This is a genomic window from Streptomyces sp. NPDC002276 (assembly GCF_053891435.1).
This window is the reverse complement of record NZ_JBSFCQ010000006.1, coordinates 119,957-143,772: the sequence shown is the minus strand read 5'-3', so window position 1 is coordinate 143,772 and position 23,816 is coordinate 119,957. Positions and strand designations below refer to the sequence as shown.

General features: G+C 70.9%; 20 protein-coding genes. 7 read left to right on the top strand and 13 right to left on the bottom strand.

All coding sequences use genetic code 11. The features are described 5' to 3' along the window. Positions 1–46: 46 nt before the first annotated feature. The 3 genes from ACWIHT_RS17485 to ACWIHT_RS17475 form a co-directional block, all read right to left on the bottom strand. On the bottom strand, positions 47–1,510 hold the full coding sequence (locus ACWIHT_RS17485) for a glutamate synthase subunit beta (protein WP_456168996.1): 1,464 nt from the start codon (positions 1,508–1,510) through the stop codon (positions 47–49). After that, complete coding sequence (gltB, locus tag ACWIHT_RS17480) at positions 1,503–6,098, bottom strand: glutamate synthase large subunit (RefSeq protein WP_456168995.1); 4,596 nt, start codon at positions 6,096–6,098, stop codon at positions 1,503–1,505. The genes ACWIHT_RS17485 and gltB overlap by 8 nt, the downstream gene beginning before the upstream one ends. Before the next feature lie 365 nt (positions 6,099–6,463). After that, positions 6,464–7,195 (bottom strand): VIT1/CCC1 transporter family protein, encoded by a 732-nt coding sequence (locus tag ACWIHT_RS17475; RefSeq protein WP_381242174.1) that lies wholly within the window; start codon positions 7,193–7,195, stop codon positions 6,464–6,466. Between the two features lie 281 nt (positions 7,196–7,476). Between ACWIHT_RS17475 and ACWIHT_RS17470 the strand changes: the two genes are divergently transcribed. The 7 genes from ACWIHT_RS17470 to ACWIHT_RS17440 are packed head-to-tail and all read left to right on the top strand — an operon-like array spanning position 7,477 to position 15,393. After that, entirely contained in the window at positions 7,477–8,538 is a 1,062-nt protein-coding gene (locus tag ACWIHT_RS17470; protein ID WP_456168994.1) for an ADP-ribosylglycohydrolase family protein, read from the top strand. Further along, positions 8,535–9,932 carry an ADP-ribosylglycohydrolase family protein gene (locus tag ACWIHT_RS17465; protein ID WP_456168993.1) on the top strand — a complete coding sequence of 466 codons (1,398 nt, stop codon included), beginning with the start codon at positions 8,535–8,537 and terminating at the stop codon, positions 9,930–9,932. The genes ACWIHT_RS17470 and ACWIHT_RS17465 overlap by 4 nt, the downstream gene beginning before the upstream one ends. Positions 9,933–9,940: 8 nt before the next feature. After that, a complete protein-coding gene (locus ACWIHT_RS17460) occupies positions 9,941–11,134 on the top strand; it encodes an ADP-ribosylglycohydrolase family protein (protein ID WP_456168992.1) in 1,194 nt (397 codons plus the stop codon). Beyond that, on the top strand, positions 11,122–12,495 hold the full coding sequence (locus ACWIHT_RS17455; protein WP_456168991.1) for an ADP-ribosylglycohydrolase family protein: 1,374 nt from the start codon (positions 11,122–11,124) through the stop codon (positions 12,493–12,495). The genes ACWIHT_RS17460 and ACWIHT_RS17455 overlap by 13 nt, the downstream gene beginning before the upstream one ends. Next, positions 12,492–13,385 (top strand): ribokinase, encoded by an 894-nt coding sequence (gene rbsK, locus ACWIHT_RS17450; RefSeq protein WP_456168990.1) that lies wholly within the window; start codon positions 12,492–12,494, stop codon positions 13,383–13,385. The genes ACWIHT_RS17455 and rbsK overlap by 4 nt, the downstream gene beginning before the upstream one ends. Continuing rightward, positions 13,382–14,584, top strand: a complete 1,203-nt coding sequence (locus tag ACWIHT_RS17445) for a CaiB/BaiF CoA transferase family protein (RefSeq protein ID WP_456168989.1) — start codon at positions 13,382–13,384, stop codon at positions 14,582–14,584. Before rbsK ends, ACWIHT_RS17445 begins: the two co-directional genes overlap by 4 nt. Further along, positions 14,581–15,393 (top strand): HpcH/HpaI aldolase/citrate lyase family protein, encoded by an 813-nt coding sequence (locus tag ACWIHT_RS17440; RefSeq protein ID WP_456168988.1) that lies wholly within the window; start codon positions 14,581–14,583, stop codon positions 15,391–15,393. Before ACWIHT_RS17445 ends, ACWIHT_RS17440 begins: the two co-directional genes overlap by 4 nt. Positions 15,394–15,451: 58 nt before the next feature. Here ACWIHT_RS17440 and lgt read toward each other — a convergent pair whose 3' ends face one another. The 10 genes from lgt to ACWIHT_RS17390 form a co-directional block, all read right to left on the bottom strand. Further along, on the bottom strand, positions 15,452–16,429 hold the full coding sequence (gene lgt, locus ACWIHT_RS17435) for a prolipoprotein diacylglyceryl transferase (RefSeq protein ID WP_456168987.1): 978 nt from the start codon (positions 16,427–16,429) through the stop codon (positions 15,452–15,454). A gap of 92 nt (positions 16,430–16,521) precedes the next feature. Continuing rightward, entirely contained in the window at positions 16,522–17,301 is a 780-nt protein-coding gene (locus ACWIHT_RS17430; RefSeq protein ID WP_456168986.1) for a DsbA family protein, read from the bottom strand. 90 nt (positions 17,302–17,391) lie between these two features. Beyond that, entirely contained in the window at positions 17,392–18,207 is an 816-nt protein-coding gene (trpA, locus tag ACWIHT_RS17425; RefSeq protein ID WP_401945250.1) for a tryptophan synthase subunit alpha, read from the bottom strand. Then, complete coding sequence (gene trpB / locus ACWIHT_RS17420) at positions 18,204–19,493, bottom strand: tryptophan synthase subunit beta (protein WP_456168985.1); 1,290 nt, start codon at positions 19,491–19,493, stop codon at positions 18,204–18,206. The genes trpA and trpB overlap by 4 nt, the downstream gene beginning before the upstream one ends. 56 nt (positions 19,494–19,549) lie before the next feature. Next, positions 19,550–19,765: a tryptophan biosynthesis modulator TrpM gene (gene trpM, locus ACWIHT_RS17415; protein WP_456168984.1), complete on the bottom strand. Its 216-nt coding sequence runs from the start codon at positions 19,763–19,765 to the stop codon at positions 19,550–19,552. A 21-nt stretch (positions 19,766–19,786) separates the two neighbouring features. Beyond that, a complete protein-coding gene (gene trpC / locus ACWIHT_RS17410; RefSeq protein WP_456168983.1) occupies positions 19,787–20,596 on the bottom strand; it encodes an indole-3-glycerol phosphate synthase TrpC in 810 nt (269 codons plus the stop codon). Between the two features lie 125 nt (positions 20,597–20,721). Further along, positions 20,722–21,183 (bottom strand): DUF2752 domain-containing protein, encoded by a 462-nt coding sequence (locus ACWIHT_RS17405; protein WP_456168982.1) that lies wholly within the window; start codon positions 21,181–21,183, stop codon positions 20,722–20,724. A gap of 102 nt (positions 21,184–21,285) precedes the next feature. Next, on the bottom strand, positions 21,286–21,534 hold the full coding sequence (locus ACWIHT_RS17400) for an HGxxPAAW family protein (protein ID WP_456168981.1): 249 nt from the start codon (positions 21,532–21,534) through the stop codon (positions 21,286–21,288). Between the two features lie 109 nt (positions 21,535–21,643). Continuing rightward, positions 21,644–22,285: a TIGR02234 family membrane protein gene (locus tag ACWIHT_RS17395; RefSeq protein WP_456168980.1), complete on the bottom strand. Its 642-nt coding sequence runs from the start codon at positions 22,283–22,285 to the stop codon at positions 21,644–21,646. A gap of 52 nt (positions 22,286–22,337) precedes the next feature. Further along, positions 22,338–23,816 carry an anthranilate synthase component I gene (locus ACWIHT_RS17390; RefSeq protein ID WP_456168979.1) on the bottom strand — a complete coding sequence of 493 codons (1,479 nt, stop codon included), beginning with the start codon at positions 23,814–23,816 and terminating at the stop codon, positions 22,338–22,340.

The following is a 23,816-nucleotide window of genomic DNA, read 5'->3' as shown; positions in this document are numbered from 1 at the left end:
GCGGGACGTCTGTTGAGGGGATTCCCCCTCGTTGTACTCGCTGCCGTCAGACCATCAGTGAGCGGTCCGTCGGGCGGATCGGGGCCGGGAGTTCGCTGGCGCCGGTGAGGAAGCGGTCGACGCCGCGGGCGGCCGAGCGGCCCTCCGCGATGGCCCAGACGATGAGGGACTGGCCTCGGCCCGCGTCACCGGCGACGAAGACGCCGGGGACGTTGGTCTGGAACTCGGCGTCACGGGCGATGTTGCCGCGCTCGTCGAGGTCCAGGGCGAACTGGTCGACCAGGCCGTTCTCGCGGTCCGTGCCGGTGAACCCCATGGCCAGGGTGACCAGTTGGGCGGGGATCTTGCGCTCCGTGCCCGGCTTCTGGGTCAGCTTGCCGTCGACGAACTCGACCTCGACGAGGTGCAGCCACTGGACGTTGCCGTCCTCGTCGCCCTCGAAGTGGGTGGTGTTGACGGAGTAGACCCGCTCACCGCCCTCCTCGTGCGCGGACGTCACCTTGTAGAGCATCGGGAAGGTCGGCCACGGCTGGGAGACCGCGTTCCGCTCGTCTCCGGGGCGGGGCATGATCTCCAACTGCGTGACGGACGCGGCCCCTTGGCGGTGTGCCGTACCCACGCAGTCCGCGCCGGTGTCGCCGCCGCCGATGACGACGACGTGCTTGCCCGCGGCCGAGACCGGGGCGGTGACGTAGTCGCCCTCCTGCACCTTGTTGGACAGGGGCAGGTACTCCATCGCCTGGTAGACACCGGTCAACTCCCGCCCGGGGACGGGGAGATCACGCGCGGTGGTGGCACCGGCGGCGATGACGACCGCGTCGTAGCGCTTGCGCAGGTCGGTGGCCTTGAGGTCGACGCCGATCTCGATGCCGGTGCGGAAGCGGGTGCCCTCCGCGCGCATCTGCTCGATACGGCGGTTGATGTGCCGCTTCTCCATCTTGAACTCGGGGATGCCGTAGCGCAGGAGGCCGCCGATGCGGTCCGCGCGCTCGTACACCGCGACCGTGTGGCCCGCCCGGGTCAGCTGCTGGGCGGCGGCGAGGCCCGCCGGGCCCGAGCCGACGACCGCGACGGTCTTGCCGGAGAGGCGCTCCGGGGCCTGGGGGGCGACGTCGCCCGTCTCCCAGGCCTTGTCGATGATGGAGACCTCGACGTTCTTGATGGTGACCGGCGGCTGGTTGATGCCCAGCACGCACGCCGACTCGCAGGGAGCCGGGCACAACCGCCCAGTGAACTCAGGGAAGTTGTTGGTGGCATGGAGGCGCTCGGAAGCCGCCGTCCAGTCACCGCGGTAGGCGTAGTCGTTCCACTCGGGGATCAGGTTCCCCAGCGGACAGCCGTTGTGACAGAACGGGATACCGCAGTCCATGCACCGGCCGGCCTGCTTGCCGATGATCGGCAGCAGCGAACCGGGGACGTAGACCTCGTTCCAGTCCTTCAAACGGACGTCCACCGGACGGGACTTGGCGACCTCGCGCCCGTGGTTCAGAAAGCCCTTCGGGTCAGCCATTGATCGCCGCCTCCATCATCTTCTCGGTGATCTCGGTCTCGGAGAGACCCGCTCGCTCGGCGGCGTCCTTGGCGGCGAGCACTGCCTTGTACGCACTGGGGATGATCTTGCTGAAGCGGTCCACGGAGACGGCCCACTCGGCGAGCAGCTTCTCGGCGACCGTGGAACCGGTCTCCTCGGCGTGGCGGCGCACCACGTCGTGCAGCCACTGCTTGTCGGTGTCGTCCAACTCGCTTACGGCGCCCGCGTTTCCGACATTGACGTTGTCGGGGTTCAGGTCGATGACGTAGGCGATGCCGCCGGACATGCCCGCCGCGAAGTTGCGGCCGGTCTCGCCGAGCACGACCGCCCGGCCGCCGGTCATGTACTCGCAGCCGTGGTCGCCCACGCCCTCGGAGACCACCGTGGCACCGGAGTTGCGGACACAGAACCGCTCGCCGGTCCGGCCGCGCAGGAACAGTTCGCCGCCGGTCGCGCCGTAGGCGATGGTGTTGCCCGCGATGGTGGAGAACTCGGCGAGGTGGTCGGCGCCCCGGTCGGGGCGGACGATCACCCGGCCGCCCGAAAGACCCTTGCCCACATAGTCGTTGGCGTCGCCCTCCAGGCGCAGCGTGACACCGCGCGGGAGGAAGGCGCCGAAGGACTGACCGGCGGAACCCGTGAAGGTGATGTCGATGGTGTCGTCGGGCAGGCCCGCCCCGCCGAACTTCTTCGTCACCTCGTGGCCGAGCATCGTGCCGACCGTGCGGTTGATGTTGCGGATCGCGATCTGCGCGCGGACCGGCTGGGCGTCGGTGGCGCTGGACGCGGCGAGGGCGTCGGCGGCGAGCTTGATCAGCTCGTTGTCGAGCGCCTTCTCCAGGCCGTGGTCCTGCTGGATGACCTGGTGGAGGGCTGCGCCGTCCGGGAGTTCGGGGACGTAGAAGAGGGGGGCCAGGTCCAGGCCCTGCGCCTTCCAGTGGTGGACGGCGCGCTCGACGTCGAGCGTGCCCGCCTGGCCGACGGCCTCCTCGATGGTGCGGAAGCCCAGCTCGGCGAGGATCTCGCGGACCTCTTCGGCGATGAACTGGAAGAAGTTCACGACGTATTCGGCCTTGCCGGCGAACCGGTCGCGCAGCACCGGGTTCTGCGTGGCGATGCCGACCGGGCAGGTGTCCAGGTGGCAGACACGCATCATGACGCAGCCGGAGACGACGAGCGGCGCGGTCGCGAAACCGAACTCCTCGGCGCCGAGCAGCGCGGCGATGACGACGTCACGGCCGGTCTTGAGCTGGCCGTCGGTCTGGACGACGATCCGGTCGCGCAGGCCATTCAGAAGGAGCGTCTGCTGAGTCTCGGCGAGGCCCAACTCCCAAGGCCCACCAGCGTGCTTGAGGGAAGTCAGCGGGGACGCGCCCGTACCGCCGTCGTGGCCGGAGATCAGGACGACGTCCGCGTGCGCCTTCGACACACCCGCGGCGACCGTGCCGACACCGACCTCCGAGACCAGCTTGACGTGGATCCGCGCCTGCGGGTTCGCGTTCTTCAGGTCGTGGATCAGCTGGGCGAGGTCTTCGATGGAGTAGATGTCGTGGTGCGGCGGCGGGGAGATGAGGCCGACACCGGGGGTGCTGTGCCGGGTCTTCGCGACCCACGGGTAGACCTTGTGGCCGGGCAGCTGCCCGCCCTCACCCGGCTTCGCGCCCTGGGCCATCTTGATCTGGATGTCGTCCGCGTTGACCAGGTACTCGGAGGTGACGCCGAAGCGGCCGGAGGCGACCTGCTTGATGGCGCTGCGCCGGGCCGGGTCGTAGAGCCGGTCCGCGTCCTCGCCGCCCTCACCGGTGTTGGACTTGCCGCCCAACTGGTTCATGGCGATGGCGAGGGTCTCGTGCGCCTCCAGGGAGATGGAGCCGTACGACATGGCGCCGGTGGAGAAGCGCTTGACGATCTCGGAGACGGGCTCGACCTCGTCGATGGAGATCGACGGGCGGTCCGACTTGAAGCCGAAGAGTCCGCGGAGCGTCATGAGGCGCTCGGACTGCTCGTTCACGCGGTCCGTGTACTTCTTGAAGATGTCGTAGCGGTTGGTGCGCGTCGAGTGCTGGAGGCGGAAGACCGTCTCCGGGTCGAACAGGTGCGGCTCGCCCTCGCGGCGCCACTGGTACTCGCCGCCTATGTCGAGGGCGCGGTGCGCGGGCGCGATGCCGGAGGCGGGGTACGCCTTCGCGTGCCGGGCGGCGACCTCCTTGGCGATGACGTCGATGCCGACGCCGCCGATCTTGGTGGCCGTACCGCTGAAGTAGTTGTTGACGAACTGCTCGTCGAGGCCGACCGCTTCGAAGACCTGGGCGCCCCGGTAGGAGGCGACCGTCGAGATGCCCATCTTGGACATGACCTTGAGGACGCCCTTGCCGAGCGCGTAGATCAGGTTGCGGATGGCCTGCTCGGCCTCGATGTCGGTGAGGAAGGTGCCCGCGCGGACGAGGTCCTCGACGGACTCCATCGCCAGGTACGGGTTGACGGCCGCCGCGCCGAAGCCGATGAGCAGCGCGACGTGGTGGACCTCGCGCACGTCACCGGCCTCCACCAGCAGGCCCACCTGGGTGCGCTGCTTGGTGCGGATGAGGTGGTGGTGGACGGCGGCGGTGAGCAGCAGCGAGGGGATCGGCGCGTGCTCGGCGTCGGAGTGCCGGTCCGAGAGGACGATCAGGCGGGCGCCGTTCTCGATGGCCGCGTCGGCCTCGGTGCAGATCTCGGCGAGGCGGGCGGCGAGGGCGTCGCCGCCGCCGGAGACCCGGTACAGGCCGGAGAGGGTCGCGGCCTTCATGCCGGGCATGTCACCGTCGGCGTTGATGTGGATGAGCTTGGCCAGCTCGTCGTTGTCGATCACCGGGAAGGGCAGGGTGACGCTACGACAGGACGCGGCCGTCGGCTCCAGCAGGTTGCTCGCGGGCCCGAGCGACGAGCGCAGGCTGGTGACCAGCTCTTCGCGGATCGCGTCCAGCGGCGGGTTGGTGACCTGCGCGAACAGCTGCGTGAAGTAGTCGAAGAGCAGGCGCGGGCGGGCGGACAGCGCGGCGATCGGCGAGTCGGTGCCCATCGAACCGATCGGCTCCGCACCGGCCTTGGCCATCGGCGCGAGGATGACGCGCAGCTCCTCCTCGGTGTAGCCGAAGGTCTGCTGGCGGCGGGTGACCGAGGCGTGCGTGTGCACGATGTGCTCACGCTCGGGCAGGTCGGACAGCTCGATCTCACCGGCTTCGAGCCAGTCGCCGTACGGCTTCTCGGCGGCGAGGCCGGCCTTGATCTCGTCGTCCTCGATGATGCGGTGCTCGGCGGTGTCCACGAGGAACATGCGGCCGGGCTGGAGGCGGCCCTTGCGGACGACCTTCGCGGGGTCGATGTCGAGGACGCCGACCTCGGAGCCGAGGACGACGAGGCCGTCGTCGGTGACCCAGTAGCGGCCGGGGCGCAGGCCGTTGCGGTCGAGGACCGCGCCGACCTGGGTGCCGTCGGTGAAGGTGACACAGGCCGGGCCGTCCCAGGGCTCCATCATCGTGGCGTGGAACTGGTAGAAGGCGCGGCGGGCCGGGTCCATGGAGTCGTGGTTCTCCCACGCCTCCGGGATCATCATCAGCACGGAGTGCGGGAGCGAACGCCCGCCCAGGTGGAGGAGTTCGAGCACCTCGTCGAAGGACGCGGAGTCGGACGCCTCGGGCGTACAGATGGGGAAGATCCGGTCGATCTTCTCCTGGTCGCCGAACAGGTCCGAGGCGATCTGGGACTCGCGGGCCGCCATCCAGTTGCGGTTGCCCTTGACCGTGTTGATCTCGCCGTTGTGCGCGACGAAGCGGTACGGGTGGGCGAGCGGCCACGACGGGAACGTGTTCGTGGAGAACCGGGAGTGCACGAGCGAGATCGCGGAGGCGAAGCGCCGGTCGGACAGGTCCGGGAAGAAGGGCTCCAGCTGGCCGGTGGTCAGCATGCCCTTGTAGACGATGGTCCGCGCGGAGAGCGACGGGAAGTAGACACCGGCCTCACGCTCGGCGCGCTTGCGCAGCGCGAAGGCCTTGCGGTCGAGGTCGATGCCCTGGGTCTCGCCGTCGCTCACGAAGACCTGCCGGAAGAGCGGCATGGTGGAGCGGGCGGTGGCACCGAGGAGTTCGGGCGCGGTCGGGACCTCGCGCCAGCCGAGGACGGTGAGGCCCTCTTCGGCGGCGACCGTCTCGATCTGTGAGACGGCGGCGTCCGCGCCGTCCGGGGGCAGGAAGGCGATGCCGACCGCGTATCCACCGGCGGCGGGCAGTTCGAATCCGGCCACCTCGCGGAAGAAGGCGTCAGGGACCTGGGACAGGATGCCCGCGCCGTCGCCGGAGTCGGGCTCGGCGCCCGTCGCACCGCGGTGCTCCAGGTTGCGCAGCACCGTGAGCGCCTGCTCGACCAGCGCGTGGCTCGCCTCGCCGGTGAGGGTGGCCACGAAGCCGACGCCACAGGCGTCGTGCTCGTTGCGGGGGTCGTACATACCCTGCGCGGCAGGGCGAGCATCCATGAAGGACCACTTCTGGCCATTCGTGGGCTGCTGGGACGGCTGGCGCGGCGTACGCATCGGCTCTCCCGTCGTCGTCGTGGCATATGCATGGGCATAGGGACGACGTTGGCCCTCTGCGGGTAAGCGCAAAATTTCGTGCAGGTTACATGATGGAACGGTTCTCGGGAACCGGATACTCCGTTCCAACATGCGGACGCCGCGGGGTGGCGGCGGTGCACCGCGTCAGCGGTGGAGATGAAGGGGACCAAAGCGGACAGATCGATGTCCGCCGGACCAAGGCAGAGGGAGCGTCGTCGCCCATCCCGCGGGTGCGCCCCAGGCGTCGTTGCCCGAAGCGCTTACGGCTCATGCCCAGTGGTTAAGCGTTCGAAACCAGCGGGTAACGGCTACTTATGCAGACCACCGCATAAGTGCGCGTCGAGCTATCCTACGACCGTTCCGAACAAGGTGCCCAGGGCGTACGTCACACCGGCCGCCGCACCACCCAACGCGAGCTGCCGCAGCCCGCTGAACCACCAGGTCCGCGCGGTCACCCGGGCCACCACCGCACCACAGCCGAACAGCCCGACGAACGCGAGCAGCAGCGCGGGCCAGAGAGCGGTCGCCCCGAGCAGGAACGGCAGCACGGGAAGCAGCGCGCCCAGCGCGAAGGACCCGAAGGACGACACGGCGGCGACGAGCGGCGAGGGCAGATCGCCCGGGTCGATGCCCAGCTCCTCGCGGGCATGTATCTCCAGGGCCTGCTCGGGGTCGCGCGAGAGCTGCCGGGCGACTTCACGGGCGAGTTCTTTCTCCACCCCGCGGGAGACGTAAAGGGAGGCGAGTTCGTCCTCCTCGTCCTCCGGGTGCTTGCGCAACTCCCGCCGCTCGACGTCGAGTTCGGCCTCGACGAGTTCCCGCTGGGAGGCCACGGAGGTGTACTCGCCCGCGGCCATGGAGAAGGCACCGGCGGCAAGCCCGGCCAGCCCGGTGATGACAACGGTCTGATGACTGACGGCACCGCCGACGACACCGGTCATCAGAGCGAGGTTGGAGACGAGACCGTCCATCGCGCCGAACACCGCGGGGCGCAGCCAGCCGCCGTTCACATCGCGATGGGTGTGGTTGTCGCGGTGCGCTTCGTGGAGCGTCGCCTCGGTCTCGATGATGGCCATGCGGTGATCCCCCAGGAGCTAAGGTAAGGCTAAGTTTAGACAAGTTCTACTCTTCGACAACACCGAACATACGCCTTTCATTTCCCGCCCACCAGCAAGGAAAGGCTGCGCTAACCAGCACGTTTACCCTCGAACGCTCATCCGAGCCGCTAGCCAATCAAATGTCGACCGGGTGATGCTGCGCTCCGTCAGGCTCTGCCGAAGGCCTCCCGTGGGAGACATCCGCAAAGGGTTCCGCGCCCTGAGGCGCTCTGAGGGAACCCCGTAGGGAGAGGCCGCGTATGGCATCGATCGCCTGCATTCCCCCGGTCCCGGCGCCCAAGAACGCCACCGAACTCCGCGAACGGGCACGCGGCGCGCTGCTCGGCCTGGCGGTCGGGGACGCCCTGGGCGCACCGGCGGAGAACATGAAACCGTCCGAGATCCGCGCCCGCTGGGGCCGTATCGAGGGATACGTGGCGGAGAACCCGGCGGGCACGGACGACACCGAGTACGCGATCTTCTCCGGCCTCCTCCTGGCCCGCCACGGTTCGGCACTCACCCCCTCCCATGTGGAGGCGGCCTGGCACGAGTGGATCGCGGACCGGGACGAGGGCCCGTTCCGGGGCGCGGGCTTCAGCGAACGCGGCACCCTGGAGAACCTCCGCCGGGGCCTCGCCGCCCCCATCTCCGCCCAGCACCGGCACGCCTGGAGCGACGGCCTGGCCATGCGCGCGGCCCCCTTCGGCGTCTTCGCGGCGGGCCGCCCGGCGGAGGCGGCCCGGCTGGTCGCGATCGACGGTTCGGTGAGCCACGACGGCGAGGGCATCTACGGCGGCCAGGCGGTCGCGGCCGGTGTAGCGGCGGCGATGGCGGGCGCCCCGACGATCGCGGTGGTCGCATCGGCCCTGGCCGTGGTCCCCGACGACTCCTGGACGGCCCGCTCCCTGCGCCGCGCGGTGGCGGTCGCCCACCGCGGCGAACGCGCGGTCCGCTCCGCGGTGGTCATCGGCGGCTACCCCTGGACCGACCTGGCCCCCGAGGCGGTCGCCCTCGCCTTCGGCGCGTACGCGGCGGCGGACGGCGACTTCGTGGAGTCGGTCCTCACGGCGGTCAACATGGGCCGCGACGCGGATACGACGGCGGCGGTGGCGGGCGCGCTGGCGGGAGCGACACGGGGCGTCTCGTCGATCCCCTCCGACTGGGCGTCGGCGATCGGCCCGGCACGGGGGAGTTGCCTCCCGGCGATGGCCGGCCACCATGTGCTGGACATCGCGGAGTTGCTGGTCCCGGGGGAGGGCGGCAAGTGGGGTCGCCAAGGGGAGTACGTACTGGCGGCGGACGAGGACGAGGTGCACCCATGAGAACAACCCACGGCGAAGGGCTGACCGCGGAAGACGCGAACACTCCGCAGTTCCCGGGGGAAGCGGCAGCGGCAGACGGCGACTCCGCCCCACAGGGACCCCTCACACCCCACGAACTCCCAGCCGCCGACGGCGAATCCACACCCAACCCCGCTCACCCCACCCCCCACAGACCCCCAGCCGCCGACGGCGATTACCCCCCACTGGGGCCACCCGCACCCGACAACGAAAGTCGCACGGGCGGTGCGGGTGGGAGAACAAAAGGCGATGGCGGAGCCGAGGTGTGTCGGATCGAGGGGCTGCTGCTCGGGCTCGCCGCAGGGGATGCCGCCGGTTGGCCCGCCGCAAGGCACCGCGCCGCTCGGATGCCGGAGTGGACCCGCCGCCTCACCCGCGAACTCGACACCTTCGCCGAACAGAACGCGACCACGACACTCCCCGTCCCCATCGCCCTCAACCAACCCCCCGAGCCGCTCCGCCTCGGCCCCTCCGACGACGCCGAATGGGCAGCGTTCGCCGCGGAAGCCGTACTAAGAGCGGGCGACGACACCGTCCTCGGCGACCTCAGCAGAGAGCGCCGGATGCGCGCTTCCATCGACCTCAGCTGGAACGCCGTAGCCAGCGAAGTAGCCGCCGCAGCGGACCGCGCCCCCGAGGTCGAGTCCGCCGTACTCCCCCTCCGCGCCCGTATCTCCGTACGAGCGGGCCTCGGCAACCTCGCCGCCGGCCTCCGCCCGCCCGCCACCGGCCACGACAACCCCCACTACTTCGACGACGCGGCCTGCATCAGGGCCTGCGTACTGGCGGTGGCGCACCCCGGCGATCCCCAACGTGCCGCCGCCCTCGCCGAGTTCGACGCCCGCTACACCCAGGACGGCGACGGAGTCCACGGCGCCAGAGCCATGGCGGCGGCCCTCGCACTCGCGCTCGTCGGCGCGGACGTGGACGAATGCGTGGCGGCCGCGCTCGCCGAACTCCCCGAAGCCACCGAGATCGGCCGCAACGCCCGTCACGCCATGAAGTTGGCCCGGGACAGCGACAACGCGTTCGCTCTGATCCCCCTCTTGGAACATCAGATCGTGGACCACGTCTACAGCTACGGCATCGCCGCCGCCGAAACCGTCCCGGTCGCCCTCGCCCTCGCCACCGCGTCCCGCGGCCGTATCGCGGAAGCGGTCCCGGCCGCGGCCTGCCTCTCCCGCGTCGCGGACTCCGCACCCGCCCTCGCGGGCGCCCTGACCGGCGCGTTGAGCGGCGGCGCGGCCATCCCCGCCACCTGGCGGGACGCCTGCCGCACCCTCTCCGGCTGCGCCCTTCCCCGTCTCACCGGCACCGACCTCGTAGAACTCGCCGAACTCCTGGAAGCCACACAACCACCCCCACCAGGAGGATGATTCGGGGCATGACGCCCAAAGAATCCAAAGAATCCAAAGGACCTAAAGAGCCGGATAGCGGCCTCGACGAGAAGATCACCGGAGCCCTCGTCGGTGCCGCGGTCGGCGACGCCCTCGGCGGTCCCGTCGAGGGCTACTCCCCCGACCAGATCCTCGAACGTCACGCCGGTCGCGTCCACGGCATCGTCGGCCCCTGGAACGGCGACGCGTGGCGCACCGCCCGCCCCATCGCGCCGTACCACAAGGGCGACGGCCACGTCACCGACGACACCTTGATGACCCACGCGCTGGTACGGGTCTACGCGACCGTCCGCGACCACCTCGACGCGTACGCGATCGCCGACCACCTGGTCCCGGACCTGATGCAGAACCCGCGCTGGATCCCGGAGTTGGAGGCGGAGGCCATCCCGCTCCAGCGCGTCTTCCTCGCCGAGAAGTGGCTCGCGACCCGCCTCCACTACGGCCATGTCGACCCCCGCGAGGCCGGCGTCGGCAACATCGTCAACTGCGGTGCCGCGATGTACATGGCGCCGGTCGGCCTGGTCAACGCGGCCCATCCGGCGGGTGCTTACGCCGAGGCCATCGACATCGCGGGCGCACACCAGTCGTCGTACGGCCGTGAGGCGGCCGGTGTCTTCGCGGCGGCCGTCGCCGCGGCCTGCGTACCGGGCGCGACCCCCGACTCCGTGGTCACGGCCTGCCTCGCCCTGGCGAAGGACGGCACCCGCACGGCCATCGAGAAGGTCTGCGAAGTGGCCGCCCGTTACTCGGACTTCGAGTCGGCGCTCGTTCCGCTGCGGGAGGCGGTCGCACCGTACGACACGGTGGGCCCCGACTACCGTTCCCCCTCCCTGGACGCCCGCCGCCCCTCCCGTACCCGTGCGATCGAGGAACTCCCGGTCGCGCTGGGCATGTTGGTGGTGGCCGGTGGCGACTACCGGCACGCGGTGCTGGGTTCGGTGAACTACGGCCGGGACTGCGACTCGATCGCGACGATGGCGGGCGCGGTGGCCGGTGCGCTCGGTTCGCCGGTTCCGCAGGAGTGGTCGAAGACGGTCGCCGAGGCCAGCCGCCTGGACCTCTGGGAACCCGCGGTCACGCTCACCGCCGTCACCCGCGAGGTCTTCGCCCAGGACGTCCGCCGACGCCGGGCCCACGAGGCCGCGTTCACCGGGATCGGAGGGGAGCGGTGCTCCGACTGACCTGGGTCCAGCCGGAGGATCTGCTCGGCCACGAACTGCGCCAGGCCGCCCAGGACGGCCGCGAACCGTCGGCGATCGCGACGCGTTGGCGCGCGGCGGGCGGTGCCGAGGCTCCGGACCGGGCGGGCGCGTCCGCCCAACCCCCCACCCGTTACCTCCGGTTGCTCGCCGAGGACCTGCTGGACGAACTGGCCGACCTGCCCAGCCGGTTGGCGCACCAGGAGCCGACGGACCTCGCCAGGATCAAGGCCCTCTGCCCCAACTGGCCCGCCCCACAAGCTACTTCCCCACCCCGCCCGGCCACCCGTCCCGCCACTCTCCAGGCCGCCTGGCTGGGCCGCGCCGTCGGCTGTCTCCTCGGCAAACCGGTCGAGAAGCTCCCTCTCGACGGCATCCGCGAACTCGCCCGTGCCACCGGCAACTGGCCCCTCACCAGCTACTTCACCGCCCGGGGCGTCCCCGCCGAACTCCTCGCCGCCCACCCCTGGAACCGCCGCTCCGCCCCCACCTCCCTCGCCGAGAACATCGACGGCATGCCCGAGGACGACGACCTCAACTACCCCCTGTTGAACCTCCTGTTGCTGCAACGCCACGGCAAGGGCTTCACCACCGCCGACGTGGCGAAGCTCTGGCTCGACGAACTCCCCGCGGGCCGCACCTTCACCGCCGAACGCATCGCCTACCGCAATCTGCTCTCCGGCCTGGAACCCCCGCGAACGGCCCGCCACCGCAACCCGTTCCGCGAGTGGATCGGCGCCCTGATCCGCGCCGACGTGCACGGCTGGACCAACCCCGGAGACCCGGGCGCGGCAGCCGAACAGGCCCACCGCGACGCCACCCTCACCCACACCGCGAACGGCGTCTACGCGGCGATGTTCACGGCCGCCGTCATCGCCACCGCGGCCACCGGCACCGATGACGTCCACACCTGCCTGCGCACCGGCCTGACCGTCGTCCCGCCAGGCTCCCGCCTCGCCAAGGCGATCCACCACGCCCTCCAACTCGCCAGGAAACACCGGGACTTCGACGAGGTCGTGGACGAACTCCACACGACCTACTCACCCACCCACCACTGGGTCCACGCGATCCCCAACACCGCCCTGATCACCGCCGCCCTCACCCACGCGGACGGCGACTTCACCGGCTCCATCTGCCGTGCGGTGTCGGGCGGTTGGGACACCGACTCCAACGGGGCCACGACAGGCTCCATCTCGGCCCTGCTGGCCGGCAGTCCGGCCGCGCTGCCCGACCGCTGGACGTCCCCCCTCAAGAACCGACTCGCCACCTCCGTAGGCGACTTCAACGGCATCGGCTTCGACACCCTCGCCCGGCTCACCCACCAGGAGACCGCCCGCCCATGACCCTCATCGCCGTGCTCGGCAGCACGAACATGGACCTCGTCGCCTACGTCACGAAGGCCCCGCGGCGCGGAGAGACCGTGACGGGGCGGGAGTTCCGTACGATCCCCGGCGGCAAGGGCGCCAACCAGGCGATCGCCGCGGCCCACGCGGGCGCCGACGTCACCATCATCAGCGCGGTCGGCAACGACATCTACGGCGCCCAACTCCGGTCCACCTTCGAGCACTCCGGCGTCGACACCGACCATCTGCGCACCGTCGAGGGCGCGTCCGGCACCGCGCACATCGTCGTGGACGACGAGGGCGGCAACTCCATCGTCGTCATCCCCGCCGCCAACGGCACCGTCGACCACCTCGCCCCCGGCGACGAGGCCCTCATCGCCTCCGCCGACGCCCTGCTCCTCCAGCTGGAGATCCCCCTCGCGGCAGTCGTCGCGGGTGCGGAGGCGGCCCGCCGCCACGGCGTCCGTACGATCCTCACCCCCGCCCCCGCGCAACCCCTCCCGCCCGAACTCCTCGCCGCCACCGACCTGTTGGTCCCCAACGAACACGAGGCCACCGCCCTCACCGGACACACCGACCCGCACGAGGCGGCAGCCGTCCTGCTCGACCTGGTGCCCGAGGTGATCGTCACCCTGGGCTCGGCGGGCAGCCTGTACGCGGCCCGGGGCGCCGAGCCGTTCACCGTCCCCGCGCCTCAAGTGACCGCCGTGGACTCGACCGGGGCGGGCGACACCTTCGTCGGCGCGCTCGCCGTGGCCCTCGCCGAGGGCCGCCCGATCCGGGACGCGCTGGGCTGGGCGGCAGCCGCGGCGGCGCTGTCCGTGCAGCGGCCGGGTGCGACGGCGTCGATGCCGTACCGCGCGGAGATCGACAAGCAGTACGCCTCATGACCGAGCCGACAACCACAACTCCCCTGTCCGGCCTGCGCGTTCTCGACCTCGCCACGCTGTTCGCCGGTCCCCTCGCCGCCACCATGCTCGGTGACTTCGGTGCCGAGGTCATCAAGGTCGAGCACCCGACGAAGCCCGACCCGTCCCGGGGCCACGGCCCCTCCAAGGACGGCGTCGGCCTGTGGTGGAAGCTGCTGGGCCGCAACAAGCGCACCATCACCCTCGACCTGTCGAAGCCGGGCGGACGCGCCACCCTCCTCCGCCTCGCCGCCACCGCCGACGTGATCGTCGAGAACTTCCGCCCCGGCACCCTGGAGAAATGGGACCTCGGCTGGGCCGAACTCTCCGCCTCCAACCCGAAGTTGGTGCTCGCCCGGGTCACCGCCTTCGGCCAGTTCGGGCCCTACGCGCACCGCCCCGGTTTCGGCACCCTCGCCGAGGCGATGAGCGGCTTCGCCGCCATCACCGGCGAACCGGACGCACCCCCGACGCTCCCGCCGTTCGGCCTCGCCGACTCGATCGCGGGCCTGGCGACGGCGTACGCGGTGATGACGGCCCTCGCGGCCCGCGACCGCACGGGCGAGGGCCAGGTGGTGGACATGGCGATCATCGAACCGATCCTGACCGCCCTCGGTCCCCAGCCCCTCTGGTACGACCAGCTCGGCCACGTCCAGCCGCGCACCGGCAACCGCTCGCAGAACAACGCCCCGCGCAACACCTACCGTACGGCGGACGGCAGTTGGGTCGCCGTCTCCACCTCGGCCCAGTCGATCGCCGAGCGCGTGATGCGTCTGGTCGGCCGCCCGGAACTGATCGACGAACCGTGGTTCGCGACCGGCGCGGACCGGGCCCGGCACGCCGACATCCTCGACGCGGCGGTCGGCGACTGGATCGCGCGGCGCTCGCGTTCCGAAGTCCTGGCCGCCTTCGAGAAGGCGGAGGCGGCCGTGGCCCCCATCCAGGACGTACGGGACGTGATGGCGGACCCGCAGTACCAGGCCCTCGACACGATCACCACCGTCGACGACCCCGAACTCGGCCCGCTCCGCATGCAGAACGTCCTCTTCCGCCTCTCCGCCACCCCGGGCGCCATCCGCTGGTCCGGCCGCCCGCACGGCGCCGACACGGACACGGTCCTGACCGAACTCGGCCTGACCGAGGCCGAGTTGGCCACTCTCCGGCAGGAGGGCGCCCTGTGACCCCGTACCCGCTGACCTGGCTCTACGTCCCCGGCGACCGCCCCCCGATCGTCGCCAAGGCCCTCGCCGCCGGCGCCGACGTGGTCGTGATCGACCTGGAGGACGCGGTCGCCCCTGACCGCAAGGACTACGCCCGCGCGGCGACGGCGGAACTCCTCGCGGAGCCTCAACTCAACGTCCACGTCCGGGTGAACGCCCTGCACAGCCCGTGGGCCGCGGCCGACCTCGGAGCACTCGCACCCCTGCCGGGTGTGTCCGGCCTACGGATCCCGAAGGTGATGTCCGCCGAGGAGGTCGTAGCCGTGGCGGAGAAGACGGATGGCCTTCCCCTGTACGCCCTCCTGGAGACGGCCCTCGGCATCGAGCGGGCCTTCTCGATCGCCGCCGCGCACCCCGCCCTGCACGGCATCGCGCTCGGCGAAGCGGATCTACGGGCCGACCTGGGCGTGCGCGACGACGCGGGGCTCGACTGGTCGCGCTCGCGGGTGATCGTCGCGGCCCGGGCGGCAGAGCTGGCTCCGCCGCCGCAGTCCGTCCACCCGGACATCCGCGACCTGGAAGGCCTGGCGGCCTCCTGTGCGCACGGCCGCGCCCTCGGATTCCTGGGGCGCGCGGCGATCCATCCCCGTCAACTCCCGGTCATCGAGAGCGCGTTCCTCCCGACCGACCGCGAACTCGAACAGGCCGAGACGATCGTCAAGGCGGCCGTGCGCGAGGAGGGTGCTCAGGCTCTTCCGGACGGGCGGTTCGTCGACGCGGCGGTGGTGGCGGCGGCGCAGCGCACGCTGGCGTTGGCGCGCCGGACCTGACATGCGACGAGGGCGCCCTGTCGATCGCAGGGCGCCCTCGTCGTCGTAGAACCAGTTGTCAGCTCTTCTTGGCCGACTCGGGCTCGTCCTTCTTCATGTCCACGGCCGCCTCTTCGGTTTCCGGGGTGTCTTCCTCGGTCTCCGGGGCTTCGGCCTTGTCGGTCTTCGGGTCTTCCGCCGAGACCTCGTCGTCGCCGCCGTCGGTCGGGTCCTCGGCCGCTTCCGGCTCCACGACCTCTTCGCGGCCCGGGCGCTTCTTCGCCGAGATCACGAAGTAGGTCACCGCGAGGATGAAGACGATCATCGCGGTCCAGTCGTTCAACCGCAGGCCCAGGAAGTGGTGGGCGTCGTCGACGCGCATGTACTCGATCCAGCCGCGGCCCACGCAGTACGCGGCGACGTACAGCGCGAACGCCCGGCCGTGGCCCAGCGTGAAGCGGCGGTCGGCCCAGATGACGAGGAAGGCGACGCCGACGCACCACAGGGACTCGTACAGGAAGGTCGGCTGGTAGTAGCCCGGGACGCGGCCGTCCGTCGAGGACGTGATGTGCAGCGCCCAGGGGAGGTGCGTCTCGCGGCCGTACAGCTCCTGGTTGAACCAGTTGCCCCAGCGGCCGATGGCCTGGGCCAGGGCGATACCGGGGGCGAGGGCGTCGGCCCAGGCGGGCAGCGGGATGCCACGGCGGCGGCAGCCGATCCACGCGCCCACCGCGCCGAGCGCGATCGCGCCCCAGATGCCGAGGCCGCCCTGCCACACCTTGAAGGCGTCCACCCAGTCGCGGCCCTCGCTGAAGTACAGCTCGTAGTCCGTGATCACGTGGTAGAGGCGACCGCCGACGAGGCCGAACGGCACGGCCCAGACAGCGATGTCGGCCACCGTCCCGACCTTGCCGCCGCGGGCGACCCAGCGTTTGTTGCCGAGCCAGACGGCGACGAAGACGCCGATGATGATGCAGAACGCGTAACCGCGCAGCGGAATCGGGCCGAGGTGGATGACCCCGCGCGACGGGCTGGGAATGTAGGCAATGGTTTCCATGGCAGGGTCGACGCTACCGTGCCGGACCGTGACCGCGGCAAGCGGCCCGGCTACGGCTCCATAACGGGCCGGTGTGAAAACCGGCCCGCCACTTACCCCTTGTTGGCGGCTTGGACCAGCTGCTTCAGCTTCGCCGGGGTCATCGTCTGGTCCGCGTAGATGTTCTTGCCGTCGAAGAGGACGGTCGGGGTGCCGGTGAATCCGCCGGCCTGGAACGCGGCGGCGGACTTGGTGACCCAGCTGTCGTGCGTACCGCTGTTGACGCACTTCTGGAAGGCGGGCGTGTCGAGACCCTTCACCTTGCCCGCCAGCTCGATCAGCTTGGCGTTGCTGGAGAAGGCGTCGTCCGTCTCCTTGGGCTGGTTCTCGTACAGCACGTCGTGGAAGTCGCGGAACTTTCCGGCGTCCTGGGCGCAGGCCGCCGCGTTGGCCGCACGCTTCGAGCCGGTGCCGCCGAGGTTGCCGTCGATGATCGTGACCAGGTGGTACTGCACCTTGAGCTGCCCGGAGTCGGTCAGTTCGTGGAGCGTCGAGCGGTACGCCGTCTCGAAGGCCTGGCAGGCCGGGCAGCGGAAGTCCTCCCACACCGTGAGCGTCGGCTTGGCGCTGTCCTTGCCGACCTGGATCGCCAGGCTGTCCTTGCCGGTCGCCCCGGAGGGCGCCACGACCGGGCCCGCGCTCTTGCTGCCGCCGTCGTCCTTGCCGTGGTTCGCGGCGAGCACGCCGATCACCGACGCCAGACCCAGCACGCAGACGACGCTCGCGGCCACGATCAGCGTGCGCCGCCGCCTCTCCGCGGACTTCTGCTTCTCACGCTCGACCGCCAGCCGCTCGCGGGCGGTGCGCTTTCCGTCACGGTTCTTCTCGCTCACACCCCGCAGAACGAACCGGGGAGGCGCAGCGCGCCTCCCCGGTCCCAGGTCCACCCATACGGGGGACGGTTGTTCTTTTGTGCCGATGCGCTACGCCTGTCCGCGCACGCCCTTCGCGAGGTCGGCCGCGAGGGCGCGGACCGCCTCGACACCGGCCGCGTCGTCCGGCGCGTCCAGCATCCGCTTGACGAAGGCCGAGCCGACGATCACGCCGTCCGCGAAGCGGGCCACCTCGGCGGCCTGCCGGGCGTCGGACACGCCGAGGCCGACGCACACGGGCGTGTCGGTGGTGGCCCGGGTGCGCTCGACGAGGTCCTGCGCCTGCGCGCCCACCGATTCACGGGTGCCGGTGACGCCCATGAGCGAAGCGGCGTAGACGAAGCCGGTGCCGACCTTGGTGATCTCGGCGAGGCGGGCGTCCTTGCTGCTGGGCGCGACCACGAAGACCGTGGCGAGCCCGTGCTTCTCCGCGTGCTCCCTCCACAGCCCGGCCTCCTGGACGGGCAGGTCGGGCAGGATGCAGCCGGCGCCGCCCGCCTCGGCCAGTTCGGCGGTGAAGCGCTCGACGCCGTAGCGGTCGATGGGGTTCCAGTACGTCATGACGAGCACCGGCTTGCCGGTCGCCGCGTGGGTCTCGCGGACCGTGCGCATGACGTCCGCGATCTTGACGCCGCCGCGCAGGGCGATGTCGTCGGCGGTCTGGATGACGGGACCGTCGAGGACGGGGTCGCTGTGCGGCAGGCCCACCTCGACGATGTCGGCGCCGCCGTCGAACGCGGCCTTGATGGCCTCGATGCCGCCGTCCACGGTCGGGAATCCGGCCGGGAGGTAGGCGATGAGCGCGGCGCGTCCCTCGGCCTTGGCGGCGGCGAGGGTGTCGCTCAACAGCTGGATGTTGCCGCTCACTTGGCGTCCCCCTCGATCTCGGCGGTGTCGGCCGCGTTGGCCGCGACGGTGGCGTCGGCTTCGGTTTCGTACAGGCCGAAGTAGCGTGCGGCGGTGTCCATGTCCTTGTCGCCGCGCCCTGACAGGTTGACGACGATCAGGCCGTCCTTGCCCAGCTCCCTGCCGACCTCCAGCGCGCCCGCGAGCGCGTGGGCGCTCTCGATGGCCGGGATGATCCCCTCCGTGCGCGACAGCAGGCGCAGGGCCTGCATCGCCGCGTCGTCGGTGATCGCGCGGTACTCGGCGCGGCCACTGTCCTTGAGGTAGGAGTGCTCGGGGCCGATGCCCGGGTAGTCCAGTCCGGCCGAGATCGAGTACGGCTCGGTGATCTGGCCCTCCTCGTCCTGGAGGACGTAGGAGCGGGAGCCGTGCAGGATGCCGGGCTCGCCGGCGGTGAGGGTCGCCGCGTGCTCGCCGGTCTCGACGCCGTGTCCGGCCGGTTCACAGCCGATGAGGCGTACGTCCGCGTCCGGGATGAAGGCGTGGAACAGGCCGATGGCGTTCGAGCCGCCGCCGACACAGGCGATCGCCGCGTCGGGGAGGCGTCCGGCGCGCTCCAGGATCTGGCGGCGGGCCTCGACGCCGATCACGCGGTGGAAGTCGCGGACCATGGCGGGGAAGGGGTGCGGGCCCGCGACCGTACCGAAGAGGTAGTGGGTGCGGTCGACGTTCGCGACCCAGTCGCGGAACGCCTCGTTGATCGCGTCCTTGAGGGTGCGGCTGCCGGACTTCACGGCGATGACCTCGGCGCCGAGCATGCGCATGCGGGCCACGTTCAGGGCCTGGCGCTGGGTGTCGATCTCGCCCATGTAGATGGTGCATTCGAGGCCGAACAGCGCGCAGGCGGTGGCCGTCGCGACGCCGTGCTGGCCTGCGCCGGTCTCCGCGATGACCCTGGTCTTGCCCATGCGCTTGGTGAGCAGGGCCTGGCCGAGGACGTTGTTGATCTTGTGGGAGCCGGTGTGGTTCAGGTCCTCGCGCTTGAGGAACATCCGGGCGCCGCCCGCTTCCGCGGCGAAGCGGGGTACTTCGGTGAACGCGCTTGGCCTGCCGGTGTAGTTGACCAGGAGGTCGTCCAACTCGCGGGCGAACTCGGGGTCGTGCTTGGCCTTGTCGTACTCGACGGCCACCTCGTCCACGGCGGCGACGAGCGCCTCCGGGATGAACTTGCCGCCGAAGGCGCCGAAGTAGCCTTCGGGACTGGGGATTTGACCGTCGGGGTCGGGGATGAAGAACTCGCTGGGCATGCGGAAACCTCACGGTGAGTTTGGGAAATGCCTAATCGCCGTGGGGCGGGGGGTTGTTAGTTGGCTGCGGGCCCGTTGGGGCTGGTCGCGCAGTTCCCCGCGCCCCTAAAGGCCCGTTGCCATCGGCGCCCGTTTACTTGCCCAGGTTCGTCACCGATGACGTAGCGCACCCGACGACCGTGAACTCGCCTCGCGGGCGCACGGCAACCCCTTGGACGGCAGCCACGCGCGAGGCGGGCGTGCCGGTCCATGGGGGTCAGGGTGAGTGTCATCGGGGGCAGCCTAGCGGGTGATCAGCCGCGGCCGTGGCGCAGTGCCGGGTGTTCGCCCGCTGCCACCAGGTCGGAGACCGCGGACTTGGGGTCGCGGCCGGTGACCAGGGACTCGCCGACCAGGACCGCGTCGGCGCCGGCGTTGGCGTAGGCGATGAGGTCGTGGGGGCCGCGGACCCCGGACTCGGCGATCTTGACGATGTGGGCCGGGATCTCGGGGGCGACGCGCTCGAAGGTGGCGCGGTCGACCTCAAGGGTCTTGAGGTTGCGGGCGTTGACGCCGATGATCTTGGCGCCGGCGTCCACCGCGCGGTCGACCTCGTCCTCGTCGTGGACCTCGACGATCGGGGTCAAGCCGATCGACTCGGCGCGCTCGATGAGGGACTCCAGGGCGGGCTGGTCCAGGGCCGCGACGATCAGCAGGGCGAGGTCGGCGCCGTAGGCACGGGCCTCCCAGAGCTGGTACGACGTGACGATGAAGTCCTTGCGGAGGACCGGGATGTCCACCCGCGCGCGGACGGCCTCCAGGTCGGCCAGGGAGCCGCCGAAGCGGCGCTGTTCGGTGAGGACGGAGATGACGGCGGCGCCGCCCGCCTCGTAGTCCGCCGCGAGGCCCGCCGGGTCGGCGATCGCCGCGAGCGCGCCCTTGGAGGGGCTGGAGCGCTTGACCTCGCAGATGACCTTGACGCCGTCACCGCGCAGGGCCGCGACGCCGTCCTTGGCCGCGGGTGCCTTCGCCGCGCGCTCCTTGAGCTCGTCGAGGCTGACGCGCGCCTGCCGTTCCGCCAGGTCGGCACGGACTCCGTCGATGATCTCGTCGAGCACACTCACGCGAGCGGCCCCCTTCCGGACGGTGAAAAGCAATGGTCACATCTGACCTCGATGGTATCCGGAGGAAGGCGTAGCCCTCGCATCCGGTTGACGCCGGTCCCACTACCTGGACATCCGCCGGTTGATCAAGGATGTAGCCAGCCACCGAACGGCAGGTTCCGGACAACCGTGAAGACCAGCACCAATGCGCCCAGAGTCCAGAGCTGGACCCCGCCGAGATCGATCCGCACCGGTCGGCCGCGTGCCGCGCGGACCACCCAGACGGTCCATACGACCGTGAAGGCCAGATAGCCCACCACGGCGATCGCGTTGTCCTGGAGAGCGGCGAGGAAGTCGCCGTGGATGAACTCGTGCGCGCTGCGCAGTCCGCCGCAGCCGGGGCAGTACAGGCCGGTGAGGCGGTACAGGGGGCAGACGGGGTAGTGGCCGGGCTGGTTCGGGTCGACCGTGCCGACGTACGCGAAGGCTCCGACGACGGCCGCGAGGATTCCGGCGGGTACGGCTACGCGGTTCAGCACGGAGGCGGAACCGGGGGCGCGGGTCTTCGGCATGCTCCGGCTGTCGCTGTCGGCGTTCACGTCTCGCATTGTGCCCCCTGGCCCCTTCGTGCGGCACGCGCGCGTGAGGGGCGGTCCCCGGTGTGTCCGGGACCGCCCCTCCACGAAGTGGTGGCCGACAGCGGCTACGGCTCAGCTGTCGGCGTGCGCCGTCTTGCCGAGCAGCTCGGTCAGGTCCTGGGGACGGTCCTTGGGCATGCCCATACCCATCGCGCTCATGACCCAGCCGACGATGCCGCCGATGATCACGATGCCCATACCGGCCCAGAAGCCGACCGGCTGCGCCATGACCATGAAGGCGCCCGCGACCAAGAAACCGATGAAGATGATGGTGGTACCGGTCCAGGCGGCCAAAGTGTGACCGTGGCTGTTGCCCGCCATGACGTGCTCCTCGTTGCTGTGTGCGTGTGTGAGCAGACGCTCGGAGTTCATTGTTCCGCACGCGTGCGTGTGCGGTGCTTCGGGGTGGGGCACTCGCGCGTCGGCCCGGCTACGCCCCTGTGGGGTCCTCGCCGCGGTCCAGGGCCTTCCAGATGTCCTCGGGACGGTCGGGGTCCACCACCGGAGCCCGCCGGGGGCGAGGCGCGCCGTTGCGTTCGTAGCGGCCGGACATCGCGGGCCAGCGGCGGCCGTAGAGGAGGGCGAGGAGGCCGGCCAGCAGGATCAGGGCGCCGCCGACCGCGGCGACGTAGGGCCAGGCGGTGTGGTCGAAGGCGTGCACGGCGGACGAGGTGCCGCCGGAGGCCTGGGTGGCCTTGTCGTCCAGTGCCGAGCTGTCGGAGGCGCCGAGCAGGGCGGCGACGGTGATGCCCGCGCCGGAGAGCGCGAGGAGGGCGGAGACCGCGAAGCGGCCGGTCCTGCGGACGGCGAAGACGGCGACGAGCGCGGCGAGGCCCACTATGGCGAGCGCCGCGGGCACACCCGTGACGTCGCTGCCCTTGGCGGACAGCGGGAACGGGTCGCCCGCCACCGTCGCGATCCCCTCCGACCAGCGCTGACGGGTGGCCAGCAGCGCCACGGCCGCGCCGAGCGCACCGCTCATCAGCGCTACGGCGAGGCTGCGGCGGCCGGCGCGTGCGGGGCCTTCGCCTTCGGAACGGGGGGGAGGAACAGCTGCAGTCACGTAGTCCACTATCGCTCGAACCCCGGGCGAACCGTCACCCGGGGTTCATATGACCCTCGTCCTATTGCCCGAGCCGGTTCGCCGTGTGCACCGCGCGGAGGACCGCCGCGGCCTTGTTGCGGCACTCCTGGTCCTCCAGATCCGGGTCCGAGTCGGCGACGATTCCGGCGCCCGCCTGGACATAGGCCGTGCCGTCGCGGAGGAGGGCCGTACGGATGGCGATGGCGGTGTCGGAGTCGCCCGCGAAGTCGAGGTAGCCGACGCAGCCGCCGTACAACCCCCTTCTGGAGGGCTCCAGTTCGTCGATGATCTGCATCGCGCGGGGCTTGGGCGCGCCGGAGAGGGTGCCGGCCGGGAAGCAGGCGGTGAGGACGTCGAATGCGGTGCGGCCGGGGGCGACGCGGCCGGTGACCGTGGAGACGATGTGCATCACGTGGGAGTAGCGCTCGACCGACATGAAGTCGACGACCTCGACGGAGCCGGGCTCGCAGACGCGTCCCAAATCGTTACGGCCGAGGTCGACCAGCATGAGGTGTTCGGCGCGCTCCTTGGGGTCGGCGAGGAGTTCGTCGGCGAGGGCCTGGTCCTCCTGCGGGGTGGCGCCGCGGTGCCGGGTGCCGGCGATGGGGTGGACCATCGCGCGGCCGTCCTCGACCTTGACTAGGGCCTCCGGGGACGAGCCGACGACATCGAAGCCGTCGAAGCGGAACAGGTACATGTACGGCGACGGGTTGGTCGCGCGCAGCACCCGGTACACGTCCAACGCGCTTGCCGTGCACGGGGTTTCGAAGCGCTGGGAGGGGACGACCTGGAAGGCCTCGCCCGCGCGGATGCGCTCCTTGATGTCCTCGACGGCCTCCTTGAAGTCGGGGCCGCCCCACAGCGCGGTGTACTCCGGAAGCTCGGAGGGCGGGAGCTGGGCGGGCGGCTGGGCCACCGCGCGGGAGAGGTCCGCCTCCATGGAGTCGAGGCGGGCCACCGCGTCCGCGTAGGCCTCGTCGACGCCGGTGTCGAGGTCGTTGTGGTTGATCGCGTTGGCGATCAGCAGGACCGAGCCCTCCCAGTGGTCCATCACGGCGAGGTCGCTGGTGAGGAGCATGGTCAGCTCGGGGAGCTTGAGGTCGTCCCGCTCGCCGGGGCCGATCTTCTCCAGGCGGCGGACGATGTCGTAGCCGAGATAGCCGACCATGCCGCCGGTGAAGGGCGGCAGGCCCTCCTGGTGAGGGGTGTGCAGGGTGTCGATGGTGGCACGCAGGGCGGCGAGGGGGTCGCCGTCGACCGGGACGCCGACGGGCGGGGTGCCGAGCCAGTGGGCCTGGCCGTCGCGGGCGGTGAGGGTGGCCGCGCTGCGGACTCCCACGAACGAATAGCGGGACCAGGAGTGGCCGTTCTCCGCGGACTCCAGGAGGAAGGTGCCGGGGCGCTCCGCGGCGAGCTTGCGGTAGAGCGCGACCGGAGTGTCGCCGTCGGCGAGGAGCTTGCGGGTGACCGGGATGACCCGACGGTCGGTGGCCAGCTTGCGGAAGGTCTCAAGGTCCAT